The 19,752-nt window shown below is 65.7% G+C and carries 14 protein-coding genes; 8 read left to right on the forward strand and 6 right to left on the reverse strand.

Going from position 1 to position 19,752, the window contains the following annotated elements; all coding sequences use genetic code 11:
* The first annotated feature begins 55 nt into the window (after window positions 1-55).
* The 4 genes from CAG41_RS20950 to CAG41_RS20965 all read left to right on the forward strand — a co-directional run bounded on the left by CAG41_RS20950 (window position 56) and on the right by CAG41_RS20965 (window position 7,828).
* A complete protein-coding gene (locus CAG41_RS20950; protein ID WP_085582496.1) occupies window positions 56-3,163 on the forward strand; it encodes an efflux RND transporter permease subunit in 3,108 nt (1,035 codons plus the stop codon).
* On the forward strand, window positions 3,160-4,629 hold the full coding sequence (locus tag CAG41_RS20955; protein WP_085632741.1) for an efflux transporter outer membrane subunit: 1,470 nt from the start codon (window positions 3,160-3,162) through the stop codon (window positions 4,627-4,629). Before CAG41_RS20950 ends, CAG41_RS20955 begins: the two co-directional genes overlap by 4 nt.
* A gap of 244 nt (window positions 4,630-4,873) precedes the next feature.
* Window positions 4,874-6,958 carry a bifunctional diguanylate cyclase/phosphodiesterase gene (locus tag CAG41_RS20960; protein WP_085582500.1) on the forward strand — a complete coding sequence of 695 codons (2,085 nt, stop codon included), beginning with the start codon at window positions 4,874-4,876 and terminating at the stop codon, window positions 6,956-6,958.
* A 123-nt stretch (window positions 6,959-7,081) separates the two neighbouring features.
* Window positions 7,082-7,828, forward strand: coding sequence for an SDR family oxidoreductase (locus tag CAG41_RS20965; protein ID WP_085582502.1), 747 nt, complete (start codon window positions 7,082-7,084; stop codon window positions 7,826-7,828).
* A gap of 173 nt (window positions 7,829-8,001) precedes the next feature.
* Here the strand turns inward: CAG41_RS20965 and CAG41_RS20970 are convergent, their stop codons facing one another.
* From CAG41_RS20970 to CAG41_RS20995, 6 genes are all read right to left on the reverse strand, one after another.
* A complete protein-coding gene (locus CAG41_RS20970; RefSeq protein WP_085707433.1) occupies window positions 8,002-9,078 on the reverse strand; it encodes a diguanylate cyclase in 1,077 nt (358 codons plus the stop codon).
* The gene (locus tag CAG41_RS20975; RefSeq protein ID WP_085707434.1) at window positions 9,062-9,940 is read right to left on the reverse strand and encodes a DUF4434 family protein; all 879 of its coding nucleotides are present in this window, start codon (window positions 9,938-9,940) and stop codon (window positions 9,062-9,064) included. The genes CAG41_RS20970 and CAG41_RS20975 overlap by 17 nt, the downstream gene beginning before the upstream one ends.
* Entirely contained in the window at window positions 9,940-13,098 is a 3,159-nt protein-coding gene (locus CAG41_RS20980) for a phage receptor (RefSeq protein WP_085694118.1), read from the reverse strand. The genes CAG41_RS20975 and CAG41_RS20980 overlap by 1 nt, the downstream gene beginning before the upstream one ends.
* Entirely contained in the window at window positions 13,095-15,269 is a 2,175-nt protein-coding gene (gene nrfB, locus CAG41_RS20985; protein ID WP_085582510.1) for a cyclic di-3',5'-guanylate-activated glycosyltransferase NrfB, read from the reverse strand. Before nrfB ends, CAG41_RS20980 begins: the two co-directional genes overlap by 4 nt.
* The gene (wecB, locus tag CAG41_RS20990; protein ID WP_085582512.1) at window positions 15,266-16,420 is read right to left on the reverse strand and encodes a non-hydrolyzing UDP-N-acetylglucosamine 2-epimerase; all 1,155 of its coding nucleotides are present in this window, start codon (window positions 16,418-16,420) and stop codon (window positions 15,266-15,268) included. Before wecB ends, nrfB begins: the two co-directional genes overlap by 4 nt.
* A gap of 175 nt (window positions 16,421-16,595) precedes the next feature.
* The gene (locus CAG41_RS20995; protein ID WP_085707435.1) at window positions 16,596-17,033 is read right to left on the reverse strand and encodes a co-chaperone YbbN; all 438 of its coding nucleotides are present in this window, start codon (window positions 17,031-17,033) and stop codon (window positions 16,596-16,598) included.
* Window positions 17,034-17,355: 322 nt separating this feature from the next.
* On the opposite strand from CAG41_RS20995, the gene CAG41_RS21000 reads away from it, so the two are divergent.
* From CAG41_RS21000 to CAG41_RS21015, 4 genes are all read left to right on the forward strand, one after another.
* Entirely contained in the window at window positions 17,356-17,604 is a 249-nt protein-coding gene (locus CAG41_RS21000; RefSeq protein WP_085582516.1) for a type II toxin-antitoxin system Phd/YefM family antitoxin, read from the forward strand.
* Complete coding sequence (locus tag CAG41_RS21005) at window positions 17,594-17,875, forward strand: type II toxin-antitoxin system RelE/ParE family toxin (protein WP_085632733.1); 282 nt, start codon at window positions 17,594-17,596, stop codon at window positions 17,873-17,875. The genes CAG41_RS21000 and CAG41_RS21005 overlap by 11 nt, the downstream gene beginning before the upstream one ends.
* A gap of 305 nt (window positions 17,876-18,180) precedes the next feature.
* Window positions 18,181-19,029 (forward strand): transporter substrate-binding domain-containing protein, encoded by an 849-nt coding sequence (locus CAG41_RS21010; protein ID WP_085582520.1) that lies wholly within the window; start codon window positions 18,181-18,183, stop codon window positions 19,027-19,029.
* Between the two features lie 51 nt (window positions 19,030-19,080).
* Window positions 19,081-19,743, forward strand: a complete 663-nt coding sequence (locus CAG41_RS21015) for an amino acid ABC transporter permease (RefSeq protein WP_059405928.1) — start codon at window positions 19,081-19,083, stop codon at window positions 19,741-19,743.
* The last annotated feature ends 9 nt before the right edge of the window (window positions 19,744-19,752 follow it).

Here is a 19,752-nt window from a genome sequence, read left to right on the forward strand (position 1 = left end):
GGCTTGCCCGCGAAGGGGCCGTGAGGTTCGGCACCGGCGCCGGGAGCGCAGGCCGATGAACCTGTCCGGCCCATTCATCAAGCGCCCCGTGGCGACCATGCTGCTGAGCCTGGCGATCATGCTGCTGGGCGGCGTGAGCTTCGGCCTGCTGCCGGTGTCGCCGCTGCCGCAGATGGACTTCCCGGTGATCGTGGTGCAGGCCAGCCTGCCCGGCGCCAGCCCCGAGGTCATGGCCTCGACGGTGGCCACGCCGCTGGAGCGCTCGTTCGGCGCCATCGCCGGCGTCAACACCATGAGCAGCCGCTCCAGCCAGGGCTCGACCCGGGTCATCCTGCAGTTCGACCTCGACCGCGACATCAACGGCGCGGCGCGGGAAGTGCAGGCGGCGATCAACGCCTCGCGCAACCTGCTGCCCAGCGGGATGCGCAGCATGCCGACCTACAAGAAGGTCAACCCGTCCCAGGCGCCGATCATGGTGCTGTCGCTGACCTCCGACGTGCTGGAGAAGGGTCAGCTCTACGACCTGGCCTCGACCATCCTGTCCCAGAGCCTGTCCCAGGTGCAGGGCGTGGGCGAGGTGCAGATCGGCGGCAGTTCCCTGCCGGCGGTGCGCGTCGAGCTCGAGCCCCAGGCCCTGAACCAGTACGGCGTGTCCCTGGACGACGTGCGCAAGACCATCGACGGGGCCAACGTGCGCCGGCCCAAGGGCTCGGTCGAAGACGGCCAGCGCCTGTGGCAGATCCAGGCCAACGATCAGTTGGAGAAGGCCAAGGACTACGAGTCGCTGATCATCCACTACGCCGACGGCGCGGCCCTGCGCCTCAAGGACGTGGCCAAGGTCAGCGACGGCGTCGAGGACCGCTACAACAGCGGGTTCTTCAACGATGACGCGGCGGTGCTGCTGGTGATCAACCGCCAGGCCGGGGCCAACATCATCGAGACGGTCAACGAGATCAAGGCCCAACTGCCGGCGTTGCAGGCGGTGCTGCCGGCCAGCGTCAAACTCAACCTGGCGATGGACCGCTCGCCGGTGATCAAGGCGACCCTGCACGAGGCCGAGATGACCCTGCTGATCGCCGTGGCGCTGGTGATCCTGGTGGTGTTCCTGTTCCTGGGCAATTTCCGCGCCTCGCTGATCCCGACCCTGGCGGTCCCGGTGTCGCTGGTGGGCACCTTCGCGGTGATGTACCTGTACGGCTTCTCGCTGAACAACCTGTCGCTGATGGCGCTGATCCTCGCCACCGGGCTGGTGGTGGACGATGCCATCGTGGTGCTGGAGAACATTTCCCGGCACATCGACGAAGGCATCAAGCCGATGCGGGCGGCGTACCTGGGGGCCAAGGAAGTCGGCTTCACCCTGCTGTCGATGAACGTGTCGCTGGTCGCGGTGTTCCTGTCGATCCTGTTCATGGGCGGGATCATCGAAAGCCTGTTCCGTGAGTTCTCCATCACGTTGGCGGCGGCCATCGTCGTTTCCCTGGTGGTGTCCCTGACCCTGACGCCGATGCTCTGCGCCCGCTGGCTCAAGCCCCATGTGCCGGGGCAGGAGAACCGCCTGCAGCGCTGGAGCCGGCGCACCAACGACTGGATGGTCGGCAAGTACGCCACCAGCCTCGACTGGGTGCTGCGCCACCGGCGCCTGACGCTGTTGAGCCTGATCGTCACCGTCGGCGTCAACGTCGCGCTGTACGTGGTGGTGCCCAAGACCTTCATGCCGCAGCAGGACACCGGCCAACTGATCGGTTTCGTGCGCGGCGACGACGGCCTGTCGTTCAGCGTGATGCAGCCCAAGATGGAGATCTTCCGTCGGGCGGTGCTCAAGGACGAGGCGGTGGAGAGCGTCGCCGGCTTCATCGGCGGCAGCAACGGCACCAACAACGCGTTCATGCTCGTGCGCCTGAAGCCGATCAAGGAACGCAACCTGTCGGCGCAGAAGGTCATCGAGCGCCTGCGCAAGGAAATGCCCAAGGTGGCCGGTGCGCAACTGATGCTGATGGCCGACCAGGACCTGCAGTTCGGCGGCGGCCGCGAACAGACCACCTCGCAGTATTCCTACATCCTGCAGAGCGGCGATCTGGGTGCGTTGCGCGAGTGGTATCCGAAAGTGGTCACGGCGCTGCGGGCCTTGCCGGAACTGACCGCCATCGACGCCCGCGAGGGCCGCGGGGCGCAGCAGGTGACGCTGATCGTCGACCGCGACCAGGCCAAGCGCCTGGGCATCGACATGGACATGGTCACCGCCGTGCTCAACAACGCCTACAGCCAGCGGCAGATCTCCACCATCTACGACAGCCTCAACCAGTACCGGGTGGTGATGGAAGTCAATCCGAAGTACGCCCAGGATCCGGTGACGCTCAACCAGGTGCAGGTCATCACCGCCGACGGCGCACGGGTGCCGCTGTCGACCATCGCCCACTACGAAAGCAGCCTGGAAGACGATCGGGTCAGTCATGAAGGCCAGTTCGCCTCCGAAAGCATTTCCTTCGACATGGCCGAAGGCGTGACGGTGGAGCAGGGCACCGCCGCCATCGAGCGGGCCATCGCCAAGGTCGGCCTGCCGGAAGACGTGATCGTGAAGGTGGCCGGCACTGCCGACGCCTTTGCCGCCACCCAGAAGAGCCAGCCGTTCATGATCCTCGGTGCGCTGCTGGCGGTGTACCTGGTGCTGGGCGTGCTGTACGAAAGCTACATCCACCCGCTGACCATCCTGTCCACGCTGCCGTCGGCCGGGGTCGGCGCGTTGCTGTCGATCTACGCGCTGGGCGGCGAGTTCAGCCTGATTTCGCTGCTCGGGCTGTTCCTGCTGATCGGCGTGGTGAAGAAGAACGCGATCCTGATGATCGACCTGGCGCTGCAACTGGAGCGCCATGACGGCCTGTCGCCGCTGGAATCGATCCGCAGCGCCTGCCTGCAACGCCTGCGGCCGATCCTGATGACCACGCTGGCGGCGATCCTCGGCGCCTTGCCGCTGCTGCTCAGCCGGGCCGAAGGCGCCGAAATGCGCCAGCCGCTGGGCCTGACGATCATCGGCGGGCTGGTCTTCAGCCAGGTGCTGACCCTTTACACCACCCCGGTGGTCTACCTCTATCTCGACAAGCTGCGCCACCGCTTCAATAAATGGCGTGGCGTGCGCACCGATGCCGCTCTGGAAACTCCGCTATGACTGACCGTTCGCTTATCCAACTGGCCACCGTCCGCGGCTCGCGTCTGCTGAGCCTGTCGCTGTGCGTGGCGATGCTCAGCGCCTGCGCCGTCGGCCCGGACTACCAGCGCCCGCAGACCGCCGAGATCGCCCAGTACAAGGAAGCCGAGGGCTGGCGCCAGGCCAGCCCCAGCGACTCGCTGGCCCGCGGCGCCTGGTGGGAGCTGTACGGCGACCGCCAGCTCAACGAACTGATCGAGAAGCTCAACAGCGCCAACCAGACCGTCGCCCAGTCCGAAGCCCAGTACCGCCAGGCCCAGGCCCTGGTGCGTGACGCGCGCGGCGCGTTCTACCCGAGCATCGACCTCAGCGCCGGCAAGACCCGCTCCAGCCAAGGCACCGGGAGCAGCAGTTCAAGCCTGAGCAGTTCCTCCAGCGGCATCCGCGATACCTACAACACCCAATTGGGCGTGAGCTGGGAGGCCGACATCTGGGGCAAGCTGCGCCGTGGGCTGGAGGCCGACGAGGCCAGCGCCCAAGCCAGCTTTGCGGACCTTGCGGCGATGCGCCTGAGCCAGCAGTCGGAACTGGTGCAGAACTACCTGCAACTGCGGGTGATCGATCAGCAGAAGCGTTTGCTGGAGTCGACCGTGGCGGCCTACGAGCGCTCGCTCAAGATGACCATGAACCAGTACAACGCCGGCGTCTCCGGGCGTGACGCGGTGGCCCAGGCCCAGACGCAGCTGAAGACCACCCAGGCCGATCTGGTGGATCTGGTCTGGCAGCGGGCGCAGTTCGAGAACGCCATCGCGGTGCTGACCGGCCAGCCGCCGGCGCAGTTCAAGCTGGCCGAGACCCAGGACATCCCGAAACTGCCGCAGATTCCGTTGAGCCTGCCGTCGCAACTGCTGGAGCGGCGCCCGGACATCGCCTCGGCCGAACGCTCGGTGATGGCCGCCAACGCCAACATCGGCGTGGCGAAGGCCGCCTATTACCCGGACCTGACCCTGAGCCTGAGCGGCGGCTACAGCAGCAGTACGTCCAGGGACCTGATCAGCCTGCCGAACCGCTTCTGGTCGGTGGGCCCCAAGCTCAACCTGCCGCTCTTCGACGGCGGCCGCCGCTCGGCGGAGGTCGACCGCACTGAGGCCGTATACGACCAGACTGTGGCCAAGTACCGGCAGACGGTGCTGGACGCCTTCCGCGAGGTGGAGAACTACCTGGTGCAGCTCAAGGTGTACGAGAACGAGGCGGGCGTGCGCCAGGAAGCCCTCGACGCGGCGCGGGACTCCCTGCGCCTGACCGAGAACCAGTACAAGGCCGGCCTCATCGCCTACATCGACGTGGTGGTGGTCCAGGCCACCGCGCTGAGCAACGAGCGCAGCGTGCTGAACGTGCTGCAGAGCCGCCTGATCGCCAGCGTGCAACTGATCGCGGCGCTCGGGGGCGGTTGGGACGGTCAATTGGAGATGAGCGACAGCCGCTGAGGGCGCTTGTGGATCGCCAAGGCGTTCACAGACTTTCGGGGGCTGCTGCGGGAGCAAACTGCCTCGCCGCGGTCAGCCCCCAAACGTCGTTCCAGAGCCGTTCACACTCATCAAACAAGCGTTTCATCGGCTTGATGGCCAATTGATTACTTAGTCAGTGCGTTCTTCCGCGCAATCAGTACAATCGGCGCATTTGCCCCGACCCTAATGGACTGACCGCGGCGGGGTGGCCACGAGAATCGTCATGCTCATCGGTAGCTATTCCTTCACCCTGGTTTTCATTTCGCTGTGTGTCGCGATCCTGGCGTCCTACACCGCCCTCGACCTCACAGGGCGCATCGCCACCGCCAAGGGGCGGGCCGTGCATCTGTGGACCGCAGGCGGTGCGTTCGCCATGGGCATCGGCGTCTGGTCGATGCATTTCATCGGCATGCTCGCCTTCAAGCTGCCGATCAGCCTGGGCTACGACATTGCGATCACGGCGCTGTCGCTGCTGATCGCGGTGCTGTCCAGCGGCTTTGCCCTGTGGCTGGTCAGCCAGCCGAAGCTTCCGGCCTGGCAGTTGGGCGTCGGCGCCTTGGTCATGGGCGCCGGCATCAGCGCCATGCACTACACCGGCATGGCGGCCATGCGCATGACGCCGGGGATCGACTACGACCCGACGCTGTTCGGCGCCTCCCTGATGATCGCCGTCGGCGCCTCGGCGGCGGCGCTGTGGATCGCCTTCCGCCTGCGCCAGCATTCGCCCTACGTGCGGCTGTTCCGCGCCGGGGCGGCGATCATCATGGGCATCGCGATCGTCGGCATGCACTACACCGGCATGGCGGCGGCGCGGTTTCCCGAAGGCAGCTTCTGCGGCGCCGCGCTCGACGGCCTGAACGGCAACGGCCTGGACAACCTGGTGCTGATCACCACCCTGGCGGTGCTGGCCATCGCCTTGCTGACCTCGATCCTCGACGCCCGCCTTGAGGCGCGCACCGCCGACCTGGCCCATTCCCTGACCGTGGCCAACCGCGAACTCACCCAACTGGCCCTGCACGACACCCTGACCGGCCTGCCCAACCGCATGCTGCTGGACGACCGGATCAATCAGGCCATGAAAAAAGTGCAGGAGCAGGGCGCCTGCTTCGCCCTGATGTTCATTGACCTGGACGGCTTCAAGCCGGTCAACGACGCCTTCGGCCACCACATGGGCGACCAGTTGCTGCGCGAAGTGGCCGCGCGTCTGCGCCAGGACCTGCGCAGCATGGACACCCTGGCGCGCATCGGCGGCGACGAATTCGTCCTGCTGGTGCGCCTGAACGAGCCCGACGATGCCCTGGGCCTGGCGGCCCGTCAGGTGGGGCTGATCGCGCAGTCGTTCCGGGTGGCCGACCACGAGCTGCAGATTTCCGCCAGCGTCGGCATCGCCCTGTACCCAGGCAACGGCCAGAGCGCCCAGGAACTGCTGATGAACGCCGACGCGGCGATGTATCACGCCAAGGGCGGCGGCAAGAACGGCTACAGCTTTTTTGACGCCTCGATGAACAGCAACGCCCGCAAGCAATTGCAGCTGTTGCAGGATCTGCGCGCGGCCCTGGAGCACCACCAGTTCAGCCTGCATTACCAGCCCAAGTTCGACGCCGCCGACGGCCGCCCGGTCGGCGCCGAGGCGCTGTTGCGTTGGCAGCACCCCACCGACGGCATGCTGATGCCGGACAAGTTCATCGACCTGGCCGAGAAGACCGGTCTGATCATTCCCATCGGCGAGTGGGTGCTCAACGAAGCCTGCCGGCAGATGCGCGAATGGTATGTGCTGGGCTACACCGACTGGCGGATCGCGGTGAACCTCTCGGCGCTGCAGTTCTGCCACTCGGGCCTGGTGCAGAGCGTGGCCAAGGCTCTGGCCACCCATCATCTGCCGGCCAACAGCCTGACCCTGGAAATCACCGAGACCACGGCCATGAACGATGCCGACGCCAGCATGACGGTGCTGCAGGAGCTTTCGGACATGGGCGTCGACCTGTCCATCGACGACTTCGGCACCGGCTATTCGAGCCTGATGTACCTCAAGCGCCTGCCGGCCAACGAGCTGAAGATCGATCGCGGTTTCGTGCGTGACCTGGAGCACGACAGCGATGACGCCGCCATCGTCTCGGCGATCGTCGCGCTGGGGCAGGCGCTGGGGCTGCGGATCGTCGCCGAAGGGGTCGAGACCGGTGTGCAGCAGGACTTCCTCACCCAACTGGGTTGCGATTCGCTGCAGGGCTACCTGCTGGGGCACCCGATGCCGGCGGAGCACTTCCTGCAAGGCGTGCACCAGCGCAGCGAGCGTCAAGCGACGGGCTGACCCGGCGCGAGCAAGCGCCCTCGCCACGGCGATCGCCCGTGGGGCAATGTGCAGCCATGCAAAACCCGCCGATGACGGTTATTCTTGCCTCGACTGTCACGTGTGCATCGGGGGATAGCCAGCATGGATAAAGTCATTGTGATCACCGGCGGGGGGCGCGGGATCGGAGCCGCCACGGCGCTGTTGGCCGCCGCGCAGGGCTACCGGATCTGCATCAACTACCAGGCCGACGAGCAGGCTGCCCACCAGGTGCTCGACCAGGTGCGGGCCATGGGGGCGCAGGCCATCGCGGTGCGGGCCGATGTCAGCATCGAGGACGAAGTGGTCGCCCTGTTCCACCGGGTCGACACGGAGCTGGGCCGGGTCACGGCGCTGGTGAACAATGCCGGCACGGTCGGCCACAAGTCGCGGGTCGACGAAATGTCCGAGTTCCGCATCCTCAAGATCATGAAAACCAACGTGCTGGCGCCGATACTCTGCGCCAAGCACGCGATCCTGCGCATGTCGCCCAAGCACGGCGGGCAGGGCGGCAGCATCGTCAACGTCTCGTCGGTGGCCGCCCGCCTGGGCTCGCCCAACGAATACGTCGACTACGCGGCCTCCAAGGGCGCGCTGGACACCTTCACCATCGGTCTGTCCAAGGAAGTGGCGGGCGAGGGCATCCGGGTCAACGCGGTGCGGCCGGGCTACATCTACACCGATTTTCATGCCCTGAGCGGCGATCCGGACCGGGTCAGCAAGTTGGAGTCGGCGATTCCGATGGCGCGGGGCGGGCGGCCGGACGAGGTGGCGGAGGCGATTGTCTGGCTGCTGTCGGACAAGGCGTCCTATGCCACCGGTACCTTTGTCGATTTGGGCGGCGGGCGCTAGGTTCATCGACGCTTGACCGGCGGCCTTGCTGGCGCCATCGCCAGCAGGCTGGCCCCCACAGGGCGCAATGGCGGGCAGGTAGTCCGTGGCCTGCACCGAACAGGGTGGGAGCCAGCCTGCTGGCGAAGAGGCCGGCAACGGCAGCCCGTGCGGCCGGTCGTGCAGATTCTCGATCAGCCGTGAAAGGTGTAGCGGTCCTTCCCGGTGTGCTTGGATTCGTACAGCGCTTCGTCGGCCTTGATCAGCGCCTGGTTCAGGGTGTCGCCGTCCTCCACCCGGGTGACGCCGATGCTGATGGTCACCGGGTGCCGGGTCGGCCGTTCGCGCACGGTGCGGCACAGTTCGCCGGCCAGCGCCTCGACGTCTGCGTGGCGCACCCCGGCCAGGTAGATCGCGAACTCCTCGCCGCCCAGGCGCGCATATTCATACGGCGCCATGACCGACTTGATGTCCGCCGCGATTCCCTTGAGCACTTCGTCGCCGATGTCGTGGCCGTACACGTCGTTCACTTTCTTGAAGTTGTCGATGTCGATCATCGCCAGGAAGTGGTCCTGTTCGCGGGGGACGGCCATCAGGCGTTTTTCGGCGCGGGCCATGAACGAACGGCGGTTGGGGATTTCCGTGAGGGTGTCGTTGTAGGCCTGGTCCAGCAGCAGCCGGGACATGATGTAGTTGTACAGCTTGGCCTCGCGCAGCTTGAGGAAGGTGTACATGGTCAGTCCGCAGAGGAACACGCTGTAGCACGCCGTCAGCACGCCCCGCAGCTCGAACAGCCCGATGTCGGTGAACAGGAAGGGATTGAGCACCAGCCAGATCGTCGCCTGCGCGGCATAGAACGACCAGCGGCTGATCGGCAGCACCGACGTGCTGTAGAGGATGCTGGAGGCGCCGAGCACCAGCCACGCCGGCTGGAAGCTGGACGGCAGACCGTCGATCAGCAGGCGCACGCCGAGGGTCATGGTCAGCACGAACAGCAGGTTGAGCACGTCGAAGTGCCGGGCCCGGCGGGTGAACAGCAGGATCACCGTCAGCACCGCAAACACCGCCAGGAACGCCATCGAGCGCCAGGTGAAGCCCTGGCCGCCGAGAAAGCTCACGATCAGGTCGAAGATGACCCACACGCTGATGCTGGCGACGAAGATCAGCAGGCAGAACGAGCGCAGGCGCTCGAACTCATGCTGGATGAACTCGGCCCACAGCTCGGCGGGCGCGGTTCGCTTCAGGACTTCATCTTCAATGGTTTTGTACATCGCGCTCCTGATGTTCGCGCTGGTTGTCGAGGATCACCCGGCCCCACGGCCGATACCGCAGGGAAAACACTGCGTCCGGGTGACAGCCGGCGGCGCTGGCGTCCGGCGCGGCGGGGTCGGCGCGGAACGGCTGGCCTTCGGCGCTGGTCTGGCGGAACGCCTCGCGCACGATGCCCACGGAGCAGGGCAGGGCCTGGGCGTAACCGTTGCGCACCAGCGGCGGCAAGCGTGCGGTGCCGGCGCCGTCCTGCCACCACACCTGAATGCCCGCCGCGCTCATCTCGCCCAACCATTGGCCGTTGACCGCCGGCGCCAGCTTGCCGGCGCTGAACGCGCTGACATGCAGCGGCGCATCCAGCTGGCCGGCGAAGTCCTTGAGCTGGCGTTGCAGGGTCGCCCGCCGGTCCGCCGCCAGGAAGTGCAGGTCGTCCAGCTCCAGCGGCAGATACCAGCCGGCGACCGGCAGTTGCCAGTCCTGGCGCAACGTCCGTTGCTGGGACAGCGAGCGTCCCAGCTGCGCTTGCCAGTAGGTGCCGAGGCCGGCGCTGTCCAGCTCGTCGATGCGCCGGTAGTAGGCCGGATCCATCGCCAGCCCGAGCACCAGTTCCAGGCCCTGGCGCTGCGCCAGCCGGAGGCTTCGGGCCAGCCAGCCGTCGGCGCCGCCGAAGTCCGAATCGCCATAGCTCGTCCACTGCACGATCAGCGTGCGGGTGCCCTGGCGGGCGGTGTCCTGCCAGATCTTTTGCCATTGCGCCTGGGTCAGCCGCGCATCGACGTTAAGCGGCTGATAGAACACCCGGGCGTCGGCCTGAGCCACTGTCGCGCCCAGCACCAGGCAGAAAAACACTAACCATCGCGCCATCAGAAATTCCACTCCACACCCAGCAGCACACCGTTGCCGCCTTCATACAGATTGCCGCCCAGCGATTGCTGGTATTCGGTGCGCACCGTCAGTTTCGAGCGGTAGGCGTTGTAGCGGTCATCGTCGTACCACCATTGCCAGCGCAAGCCGACGCCGGTGCGCAGGTCCTGGCGCCAGTCGTTGCCGGGATCCTGGCTGGCGAACTCAAGGAAGCCGTACGGCATGAGGGTCTGGGCGCCGTTGAACGGCAGTTTCCAGGCATGGCCCTGCTGGAAGCGCGACAGCCACTGGTGGTCGCCGGCCTTGGTCCACCACGCGGCGTCCAAGTAGAGGAAACGTTCGTCCCAGTCGCTCTCGTCGACGCGCCAGTCGTTGCGGTACCGGCCCTGATCGAGGAACGACGCCGTGGCGCGCAGCAGGTAGTCGGTGCTGGTGTGGCCGTCCTGACGGTGGTCGCCGATCTGGTCCAGCAGCTTTTCCGGCACCAGCATCTGGCCCAGGTTCAGGCTGTGGCTGTCATCGTCGTCGAACTGGCTCTGTTTGTAGATCTCGCCGTAGAAGTTGATGTTCTGCGTGCCCCACGGCTTGTAGCGCAGGCCGACGCCGGCGGCGAGGGATTCGGCGTAGCGCGAGCGGCCCTGGCCGCCGAGCAGCACCCGGCCATACACCGACAGCGTGCTGCCGGCGCGGCTCGGCTCTTCGCCCAACGCATGGTCCCACATCGCCAGTTGCACGTTCTGCGAGTCGGCGCGGCGGTTCGTGCCTTTGCTGTCGTCGGGGCGCACGAAGTCGTTGGTCGACACCCCGGCCGGCGACCAGGTGCTGGCCAGCGTCCGGCTGTCGCGGCGCGACAGGGTTTCGTGGGCGCGGCGCTGGCGGTAGCGTCGGGCTTCCATGCTGCCGTCCTCGTCGTCGGCGGCCACCGGGTTCTGCTCCAGGTCGATCACCCGGCGCAGTTCCCGGCGGGCCGACGCACTGTCCTCGGCCTCGTCGTAGCGCCAGGCGAGGGTCTCGCCGAGGCGATAGTCCTCGGGAAAATCGCGGGTGGCCTGTTGCAGGTACGGGATGGCGGCGGCGCGCTCTTCGCGGGTTTGGGCACCGGCCAGACGCATGCCGTAGTCGGCGCGGTAGCGCGGATTGGTCGGGTCGCGGCGCACGGCTTCGGCCAGCCAGGCGGTGCTTTGCGGCAGGTCGCCGGCCTTCTGCGCCGTGACCGAGGCGGCGTAGAAGTGCCCGGCGTCCGGTTGCTGCCGCAAGGCCTGGCGCTGGCGCTCCAGGGCCTGGGTACGGTCGCTCCGAGCGTCGGCGATCGCCGCGCCGAGGGCCCATTCGTTGGCGCCGCGTGTGGTGCTTTGTTGCCAATAGTGTTCGGCGGTCTGGCTGTCGCCCACGTTGAGCGCGCTGCGGCTGGCGGTGAGGCGGGCGTTGTCGCTCAGTTCAGAGGCCGGCAGGCTGCGCCACAGGGCCAGGGCCCCGGCGGAATCTCCGGCTGCCTCCAGCGCATAGGCCAACGGCAGGCGGCTGCCGCGGTCGCCGAGCTTCTCGGCCTGCCGGTAATACACGACGGCTTCCCCCGGTCGGTCCGGCATCGCGCAACGGCCGAGGGCCCGGAAGTCGCCGGCGGCCAGCGGCTGGCTGCCGATGGCTTGCCGCACGACGTCGCACTGGCCGCTTTCCGCCAGTTGCGCCAGCAGTTGGCCCCGGGTGGCAGCGTCGACGCGGCCCAGCAGCGATGCCATGCGCCGTCGCTGGGCCGGCGTCGTGCTGGGCGACGAAGCGTAGAGCCCGGCCAGCCGCTGCAACGCCGTGGAGGACAAGCGGCCGCCATGTCGGTCATACGCGTCTTCCAGCAGCGTCTGCGCGCGCTCGCGCTGCCCGGCGTTCAAGGCGATGTAGCTGGCCTGATCCAGCGAAGCGAGGTTGCCGGTCTGCCGGTAATGGCGTTCCCACAGCCCGGCGGCTTCCTGGCTGCGACCCTGTTTTTGCAACAGCTCGGCCCGGCGCTTGATCACCTCGGCGGTCTGCGGCTGCGCGGCGAGCCAGGCCATGACCTTGTCGCTTTGGCCCTCGGCCTGCCAGACATCGAGCAGTTGCGCCTGCCGGCGGCTGTCCCAGGGCTGGGGCAGGCGGGTGGACTGCAACAGGTCGGTGGCTTGCAGGCGCTGGGCGAGCACCAGCCAGGCCTGCGGATCGTCCGTGGGGTTGCAGCGGCGCAATTGGGCGCTGGCGGCCTCCGGGTCATGGCGGGACAGCCACTCGACGGTCTCCAGGCACGGGCGCTGCAAGTCGTTGCTCAGGCGCTGGACACTGGCGCTGTCGCCGGTCTGCCGGGCCAGTTCCCACAGGCGCTGGCGCTGGGCCGGGTCGGCCAGGTCGCTGGCCGGCAACGACTGCATCCAGCGTTCGGCCTGCTGCTCGTGGCCCATGGCGATGGCGCGGTCGACCATCGCCAGACGGATCTTGCGCGCCGCTTCGGGGCTGGGCGCCTGCTGCAACAGGTCTTGCAGCGGCTTTTCGTCCAGCCGCTGCACGTAGGCGTTGGCCAGGCGTTGCCAGCCCTCGGCGTCGAGCTGCTTGCGCGCGGCCAGCGGCGCCAGTTGTTCAATGGTGCCGTTCCAGTCGCGCAGTTGCTCGGACCAGTTGGCCCGGGCCAGGCGCAGGATGTTGTCGTCGCCCTTGGGCGCCAGTTGCGCCAGCCAGTCGTGGGCCCGCGCCGCGCCGCCGAACTTGGCCAGGCTCAGGCTGTAGGCCTGCCACAGACGGACGCGGTCGTTCAGGCTGCTGTTGGCCATCCAGTTTTCCACCTGGGTGCTGGTCGGCGGATCCTGCTCGATCCAGGTCAGGCGCAGGTCGAGCAGACCGTCGCTGTCGTTGCCCAGCACCTGCAAGGCGTCCTTGTAGCGGCGCTGCTTGGCCAGGGCTTCCACCAGCAGGGCGCGGGCCTCGTCGTTTTTCGGCACTTTTTCCAGCAGGTGGCGCATCAGCCGTTCGACTTCCTTCCAGTTGCCTTTCTTGGCTTCCCGGTAGCTGCGGTCCATGTAGGGGTAACTGCGGAACTGCTCGAAATCGCTCAGCGGCGCCGCCAGCGAAGGCTGCGCGCTCAGGCCGAGCAACAGGCTGCCCATCAGCAGGGTGCGGCGGTTGACCACAGGCTTCATGCGACCTCCCGGACGATGCGGTAGGCGGCTTGCTGTTCGCTGGCCTGGTCGGCCAGAGCCTGCTCAAGGATCTCCTGGGTGATCATGCCCCGAGAGATAAGGTGTTCGCCGAGGGACATCTGTTCGGCGTCGAAGTCGATCAGGGCCTGATTGAACAGGGTCGGCGGCACCATGCCGCGCACCTGCAGCAGGTTGCCCAGCAGCACCTGGTGATGGCTGACCCGCTCAAGCAGGGCTTCGTCGTCCTGATGACGTTCCAGCACTTGCAGCATATGACGCACTTCCTCGGTCTGGCGGGGGCTGGCGTACCAGTAACGGATCCCCAGGGTGACACGGCCCTGGGGCGCCAGGCGGCAGCGCACCGGGCGTTTGAGTTGGCGGCCGATCGCGCCGAGCGAGACCTGGCTGACCGGGCCTTCGGAGGCCAGCACCAGGGTGTCGCCGTCCTCGGCCACCGGCAGCACGCCGTAGTGGGAGGCTACGCGGCGCGGCACGGCGTCGATCAGGCGTTTGTCCAGCTTGAACGGATTGAGCGGCGCCCATTCCAGGTCCAGCTGTTCGGCCAGGGTCTGCACCAATTGCGTGCTGTCGATGTGTTCGCGCAGCAGCAGTTCGCGGCCGAGCCGGCGGCGCACGGGGCTGGTGATCGCGGCTTCGAGCTGTTCTTCGCTGAGCAGGCCTTTCTCCACCAGCCGGTGGCCGAGCGGGGTGCGCTGGGCCTTGGTCAGGGCAGGGAATTCGTGGGTGGTCTTGTCCCACGCCACGCGCCGCGAATCGCCCATTTCCATGACCTGGCGCAGGGCGCGCAGGTTGGCGAAGAAGTTGACGAAGTTGCTCCACATCATGCGCGGCGCCGACAGCAGGCCTTCGACGATGCCGTAGTAGCGGGTGACGAACCAGCCGCGCTGGAACAGGCGGTTGAGCAGCATCAGGCCGTTGAGCCACAGCAGCGCCGAGAGCAGCGCGCTGTCGGCCAGGATCGACGGATAGCGCCAGGCCTCCGGGGCGATCACGGTGATCAGCCACATCGCCAGCAGCACCAGGAACAGCAGGTTGACCATGAAGCTCAGCAGGTAGGCGATCAGCCCGCGCCGGTCGCGCCACAGGAAATAGTTGAGCAGGCCCTTGCGGCTCCAGCCCAGGTTCTTGGTGCCCTGGAACACGATGCCGACGATCCAGCGCGACTTCTGCCGGATGGCGTGCTGCAAGTCACGGGGGAAATGCTCGCGTACGCAGATCACCTGGGCGAACTCGCGGTTCATGCCGAACACCCAAGGCTGTTCCAGCGCCAGTTTCGGATCGGTCACCGAGTAGCGGGCGAAGATGCACTTCATGCCTTTCTGCTTGAGGCGGAAACCGATGTCGTAGTCCTCGGTCAGGCTCTGCACGTCGAAGGCGATGCCGTCGCCGTCCTCTAGCAGCGCGCTGATCGCCTTGCGGCTGAAGCAGGTGCCGACCCCGGCGCTCGGCACCTGACCGGTCAGGGCCTCGCGCACGATGACGTCCTTGCCGTGGTTCTCGGCGAACTCGTCCACGTAATGGCCGGCGGTGAAGCCTTTCCATTCCGGCGCGTAGGGGTAGACCGGGATCTGGATCAGGTCCTTGTTCGGCAGCAGGTAGTTGTAGAGGCGCAGCTCCATCGGCGAGATCACGTCTTCGGCGTCGTGGAGGATGAAACCGGCGAACTGGATCTTCGCTTCGCTCTCGAACCGGAAGATCGCGTCGATGATGTTGTTCAGGCAGTCGGCCTTGCTGGTCGGCCCCGGCCGGGCGCACACCACTTTGTGCACGTTGGGGTAGTGCAGGCAGACCGCGTCGACGTCGGCCTGGGTCTCGGCGTCGTTGGGGTAGGTGCCGACGAAGATCTGGTAGTTCTCGTAATCGAGGGTCGAGGCGGCCAGGCGCGCCATCTCCCCGACCACGCCGACCTCGTTCCAGGCCGGCACCATGATCGCCAGCGGTTTTTCCGGAATGGCGTACAGGCGCTCCTCGTCGGCGCGCTTGAATTTCTCGTAGATGCGCCAGCGCCGGATGAGCTTGCGGCCCCAGTACACCAGGTCGATGAACAGATCGTCGAGGCCGAGGATGAACATCAGCAGGGCGAGAAGGATCGCCACATACTTAAGACCGAACAGCACATACGCAAAGAAATCGATCCAACCCAGGCTCATACCCCGTTACCCGCCGCCGAGCGTGCGCTCAGCCAGGCGTGGAGGCGGGTGGCGATCAGTTCGCTGGCGTGGCCGTCGCCGTAGGGGAAGTGCACGCGGCTCATGCGGGTGTAGGTCGCTTCGTCGTCGAGCAACTGGCTGGCCTCCTGGACGATGCGCGCCTTGTCGGTGCCCACCAGCACCATGGTGCCGCTTTCCAGCACGGACGGCCGCTCGGTCACGTCGCGCAGCACCAGCAACGGTTTGCCGATGGCGGGCGCTTCCTCCTGCACGCCGCCGGAGTCGGTGAGGATGAAATGCGCGCGGCCCATGAGCCAGACGAAGTGGGGGTAGTCCTGCGGGGCGATCAGGTAGAGGTTGGGCTTGCCCGCCAGCATGCCGTACACCACTTGCTGCACCTGGGGGTTGAGATGCACCGGGTAGACGAACTGCACGTCCGGGTAGCGTTCGGCCAGTTCCGCCAGCGCCTCGCAGATGTTGTTGAACCCGCCGCCGAGGTTTTCCCGGCGGTGGCTGGTGATCAGCACCATCCGGCGGCTGTCGTCGAGCGCCGCCAGGGGCGAGTCGGCGGCCGGGTGCCAGCCGGTCTCGCGCTGGTGCTCGCGCATCCACAGCAAGGCGTCGATCACAGTGTTGCCGGTGATTTCCAGGTTGTCCTGGGGCACGCCTTCGCGCAGCAGGTTGGCGGCGGACTTGGAGGTCGGCGGGAAGTGCAGGTCGGCGATCACGCCGGTCAGGCGCCGGTTGGCTTCTTCCGGCCACGGCGCGCGCAGGTTGCCGGTGCGCAGCCCGGCCTCGACATGGCCGATGGGCAGTTGTCGGTTGAATGCGGCGAGGGCGGCGATGAAGCTGGTGGTGGTGTCGCCGTGCACCAGGACGATGTCCGGTTTGACCCGGTCGTAGGCCTGGTCGAGTTGTGTGAGCAGATGTTGCGAGAGGCCGTTCAGGGTCTGGCCCTGGGTCATCACTTGCAGGTCTTCATCGACGGTGAGTTCGAAGGCGTCGAGCACCTGGTTGAGCATTTCCCGGTGCTGGCCGGTGGAGCAGATGTTCAGTCGGATGTCGGGCCACTGACGCAGAACCCGGGCCAATGGGGCCATTTTGATGGCCTCCGGTCGGGTGCCGAAAACCATCATGACGTTAAAGGACATGGACCCCTCCTGGGACGTGAGCGCGCTGACGGCCGTGGGCCGGCGCGCTGAATCTCGTTTTGAGAAATGAAAGAAAAGCAGCCGGATCGGAGCTTGTCCAATCCGGCCCGGAGCGCGATTGATGTCTATCAGTTGGAACGAAAGTACCAGTGATGATGGCTCTTAGGTGGCACTTTCAGGAAAAGTTCCGTCGGCGTGCATCGGGGATGGTGCGCAGGGTGCGCAAGGTGACGTGGAGCCAGGTCAGGTCATGGCGGCACTGGTGCCGACGGTGCCGGGCGGGCGGCTTGACCCGGCCGATGTGCAGCGCGAAGTCTTGCCTGAGGGTGTCCTCGGTGCCGATGCCCTTGAGTTTCTTCATCAGCTTGCCGTCCCGGTAAAACAGCACCGTCGGCGTCCCGGTGACGTTCGGGTGCCGGGGCGCTTCGCGGGTGTTGAGCATGTAGATGTCCGCGCGCAGTCGATAGGGCTCGGCGACATGCCGGAAGATCGGCCCGGCCATTTCGCAGGCGGGGCAGTGTTCGTTGGTGAAATAGAGGATCACCGGACGCCAGGTCTTCAGGGCTTTGCGGTAGGTGGGGGGCAGCGTTGCAAGAGGTAGGATCGCCTTCATCAGAGACTCCTCCAGACGACCGTTAAAGGTTTCCTGACGTTAAGGCAGGGAAGGAGGCGGGTCTACTGTCAGAAATTACAGGTGGGCTCGGAAAACGCGCACTTTTCCCACACAAATGCAGGAGCGCCCCGACATTCGATGCCGAAACGCGCACCGGCTGACCGTGATACTGTTTTTTGCATCAGATTTGAGCGTGTGAAAGGGATTCCCGATGGACAGCATCATTTTTCCGCAAGCGGTTTCAGAGACAAAAGGGTTGAGGTCAGATGTGTCCTGGAGTGCTATTTTTGGCGCTTCAAAGAGCACCCTAGGGAGTCCCTTCATGACACACATCGTGCTTTCACAAGTCGTAGCGAGCATCTCCGAGCTGAAAAAGAACCCGATGGGCACTGTCGCCGCAGGCGGCGGTGAACCCGTTGCGATCCTCAACCGCAATGAGCCGGCGTTCTACTGCGTGCCAGCCAAAGCGTACGAAGCAATGATTGAGCGCCTTGAGGATCTGGAACTGATTGAACTGTGCAAGGAGCGGGAAAACGATCCGACCATAAAGGTCTCGATCGATGACCTATGAGCTGGAGTTCTCGGAGAAGGCTTGGAAAGAGTGGAACAGACTGGGAGGCAATCTGAAGGAGCAGTTTGCACGCAAGCTTCGAGAACGGCTCAGTAATCCGCATGTTCCGGCGGATCGGCTGAGAGGCCTTGGACTGGCCTACAAGATCAAGCTTAGAAGCGCCGGCTATCGTTTGGTTTATCGCGTCATCGATGAAGTGCTGGTCGTTACCGTCATCGCGGTGGGGAAACGTGACGGAGCAGATGTGTACAACGCAGCAGCGCAGCGCTGACTTCCCAGTCTTTTTCAGCGCCTGACGAATTTCTTCCTGATCCCCCTGTTATTGCCTCGCACAATCCCGCTCCATCTGCACTCATTGAGTACCTGTTACCCGTCCCCTGTGGCCATTGGTAGCGCTCCACGCCATCGGGGTGAATTGCGCCACTTTCCCTCGTTCGACGTATCTCATTGATTCCCTGAAATATTCAATCCGGTACAGATTCCCCCCGAATCCTGTGGCACACTTTCTGCTGTCTATTCCGTTGTTACATACCTAGTTCCGGTATAGCGGAATAAACTTCCTCAGGAGTCCTTGCCATGCATCGCCGTCCTTCGTTGTTCAAAGCGTGTGTTTTCGTTCTCGCGGCTTCGTCCGCCGTTGCGGGCATGGCCCAGGCGGCCGACAGCAAGCTCGACAGTGTCCTGGCCCGGGGCAAGCTGATCGTGGGCACCGGCAGCACCAACGCGCCATGGCACTTCCAAGGGGCGGACGGCAAGTTGCAGGGTTTTGATATCGACATCGCCCGAATGGTGGCCAAAGGGCTGTTCAACGACCCGAGCAAGGTCGAGTTCGTGGTGCAGTCGTCCGATGCGCGGATTCCTAACCTGTTGACCGACAAGGTCGACATGAGCTGCCAGTTCATCACCGTCACCGCCAGCCGCGCGCAGCAGGTGGCGTTCACCCTGCCGTACTACCGCGAAGGCGTGGGCCTGCTGCTGCCGGCCAACAGCAAGTACAAGGAGATCGAGGACCTGCAGGCCGCCGGCGACGGCGTGACCGTGGCCGTGCTGCAGAACGTGTACGCCGAGGAACTGGTGCACCAGGCGCTGCCCAAGGCCAAGGTCGATCAGTACGACAGCGTCGACCTGATGTACCAAGCGGTGAACTCCGGCCGCGCCGATGCCGCCGCCACCGACCAGTCTTCGGTCAAGTACCTGATGGTGCAGAACCCCGGCCGCTACCGCAGCCCGACCTATGCCTGGAGCCCGCAGACCTACGCCTGCGCGGTCAAGCGCGGCGACCAGGACTGGCTGAACTTCGTCAACACCACCCTGCATGAAGCCATGACCGGCGTGGAGTTCCCGACGTACGCGGCCTCGTTCAAGCAGTGGTTCGGCGTCGACCTGCCGACCCCGGCCATCGGTTTCCCCGTCGAATTCAAATGATCCCGTGAGAGCGGGGCGATGCGCGTCGCCCCGCTCAAGGTACTGCCAACCATGAACTATCAGTTGAACTTTGCCGCCGTGTGGCGCGATTTCGACACCTTGCTGGCGGGGCTCGGCCTGGGCCTGGAGCTGGCGTTGGTGTCGATCGCCATCGGCTGCGTGATCGGCCTGCTGATGGCCTTCGCCTTGCTGTCCAAGCATCGCGCCCTGCGGGTGCTGGCCTCGGTGTACGTGACGGTGATCCGCAACACGCCGATCCTGGTGTTGATCCTGTTGATCTATTTCGCGTTGCCGAGCCTGGGGATCCGGCTGGACAAGATCCCGTCCTTCATCATCACGCTGTCGCTGTACGCCGGGGCCTACCTGACCGAGGTGTTCCGCGGCGGGCTGCTGAGCATCCCGAAAGGGCAGCGCGAGGCCGGTCTGGCCATCGGCCTGGGCGAGTGGCAGGTGAAGGCCTACGTCACCGTGCCGGTGATGCTGCGCAATGTGCTGCCGGCGCTGTCGAACAACTTCATTTCGCTGTTCAAGGACACCTCGCTGGCCGCCGCCATCGCGGTGCCGGAACTGACCTATTACGCACGCAAGATCAACGTCGAGAGCTACCGGGTGATCGAAACCTGGCTGGTGACCACGGCGTTGTACGTTGCGGCCTGTTACCTCATCGCCATGCTGCTGCGTTACCTGGAGCAGCGTCTGGCGATCCGCCGATAGGAGGCTGCG

The organism is Pseudomonas sp. B35(2017), from assembly GCF_002113645.1.
GTDB classification, from domain to species: domain Bacteria; phylum Pseudomonadota; class Gammaproteobacteria; order Pseudomonadales; family Pseudomonadaceae; genus Aquipseudomonas; species Aquipseudomonas ekonensis.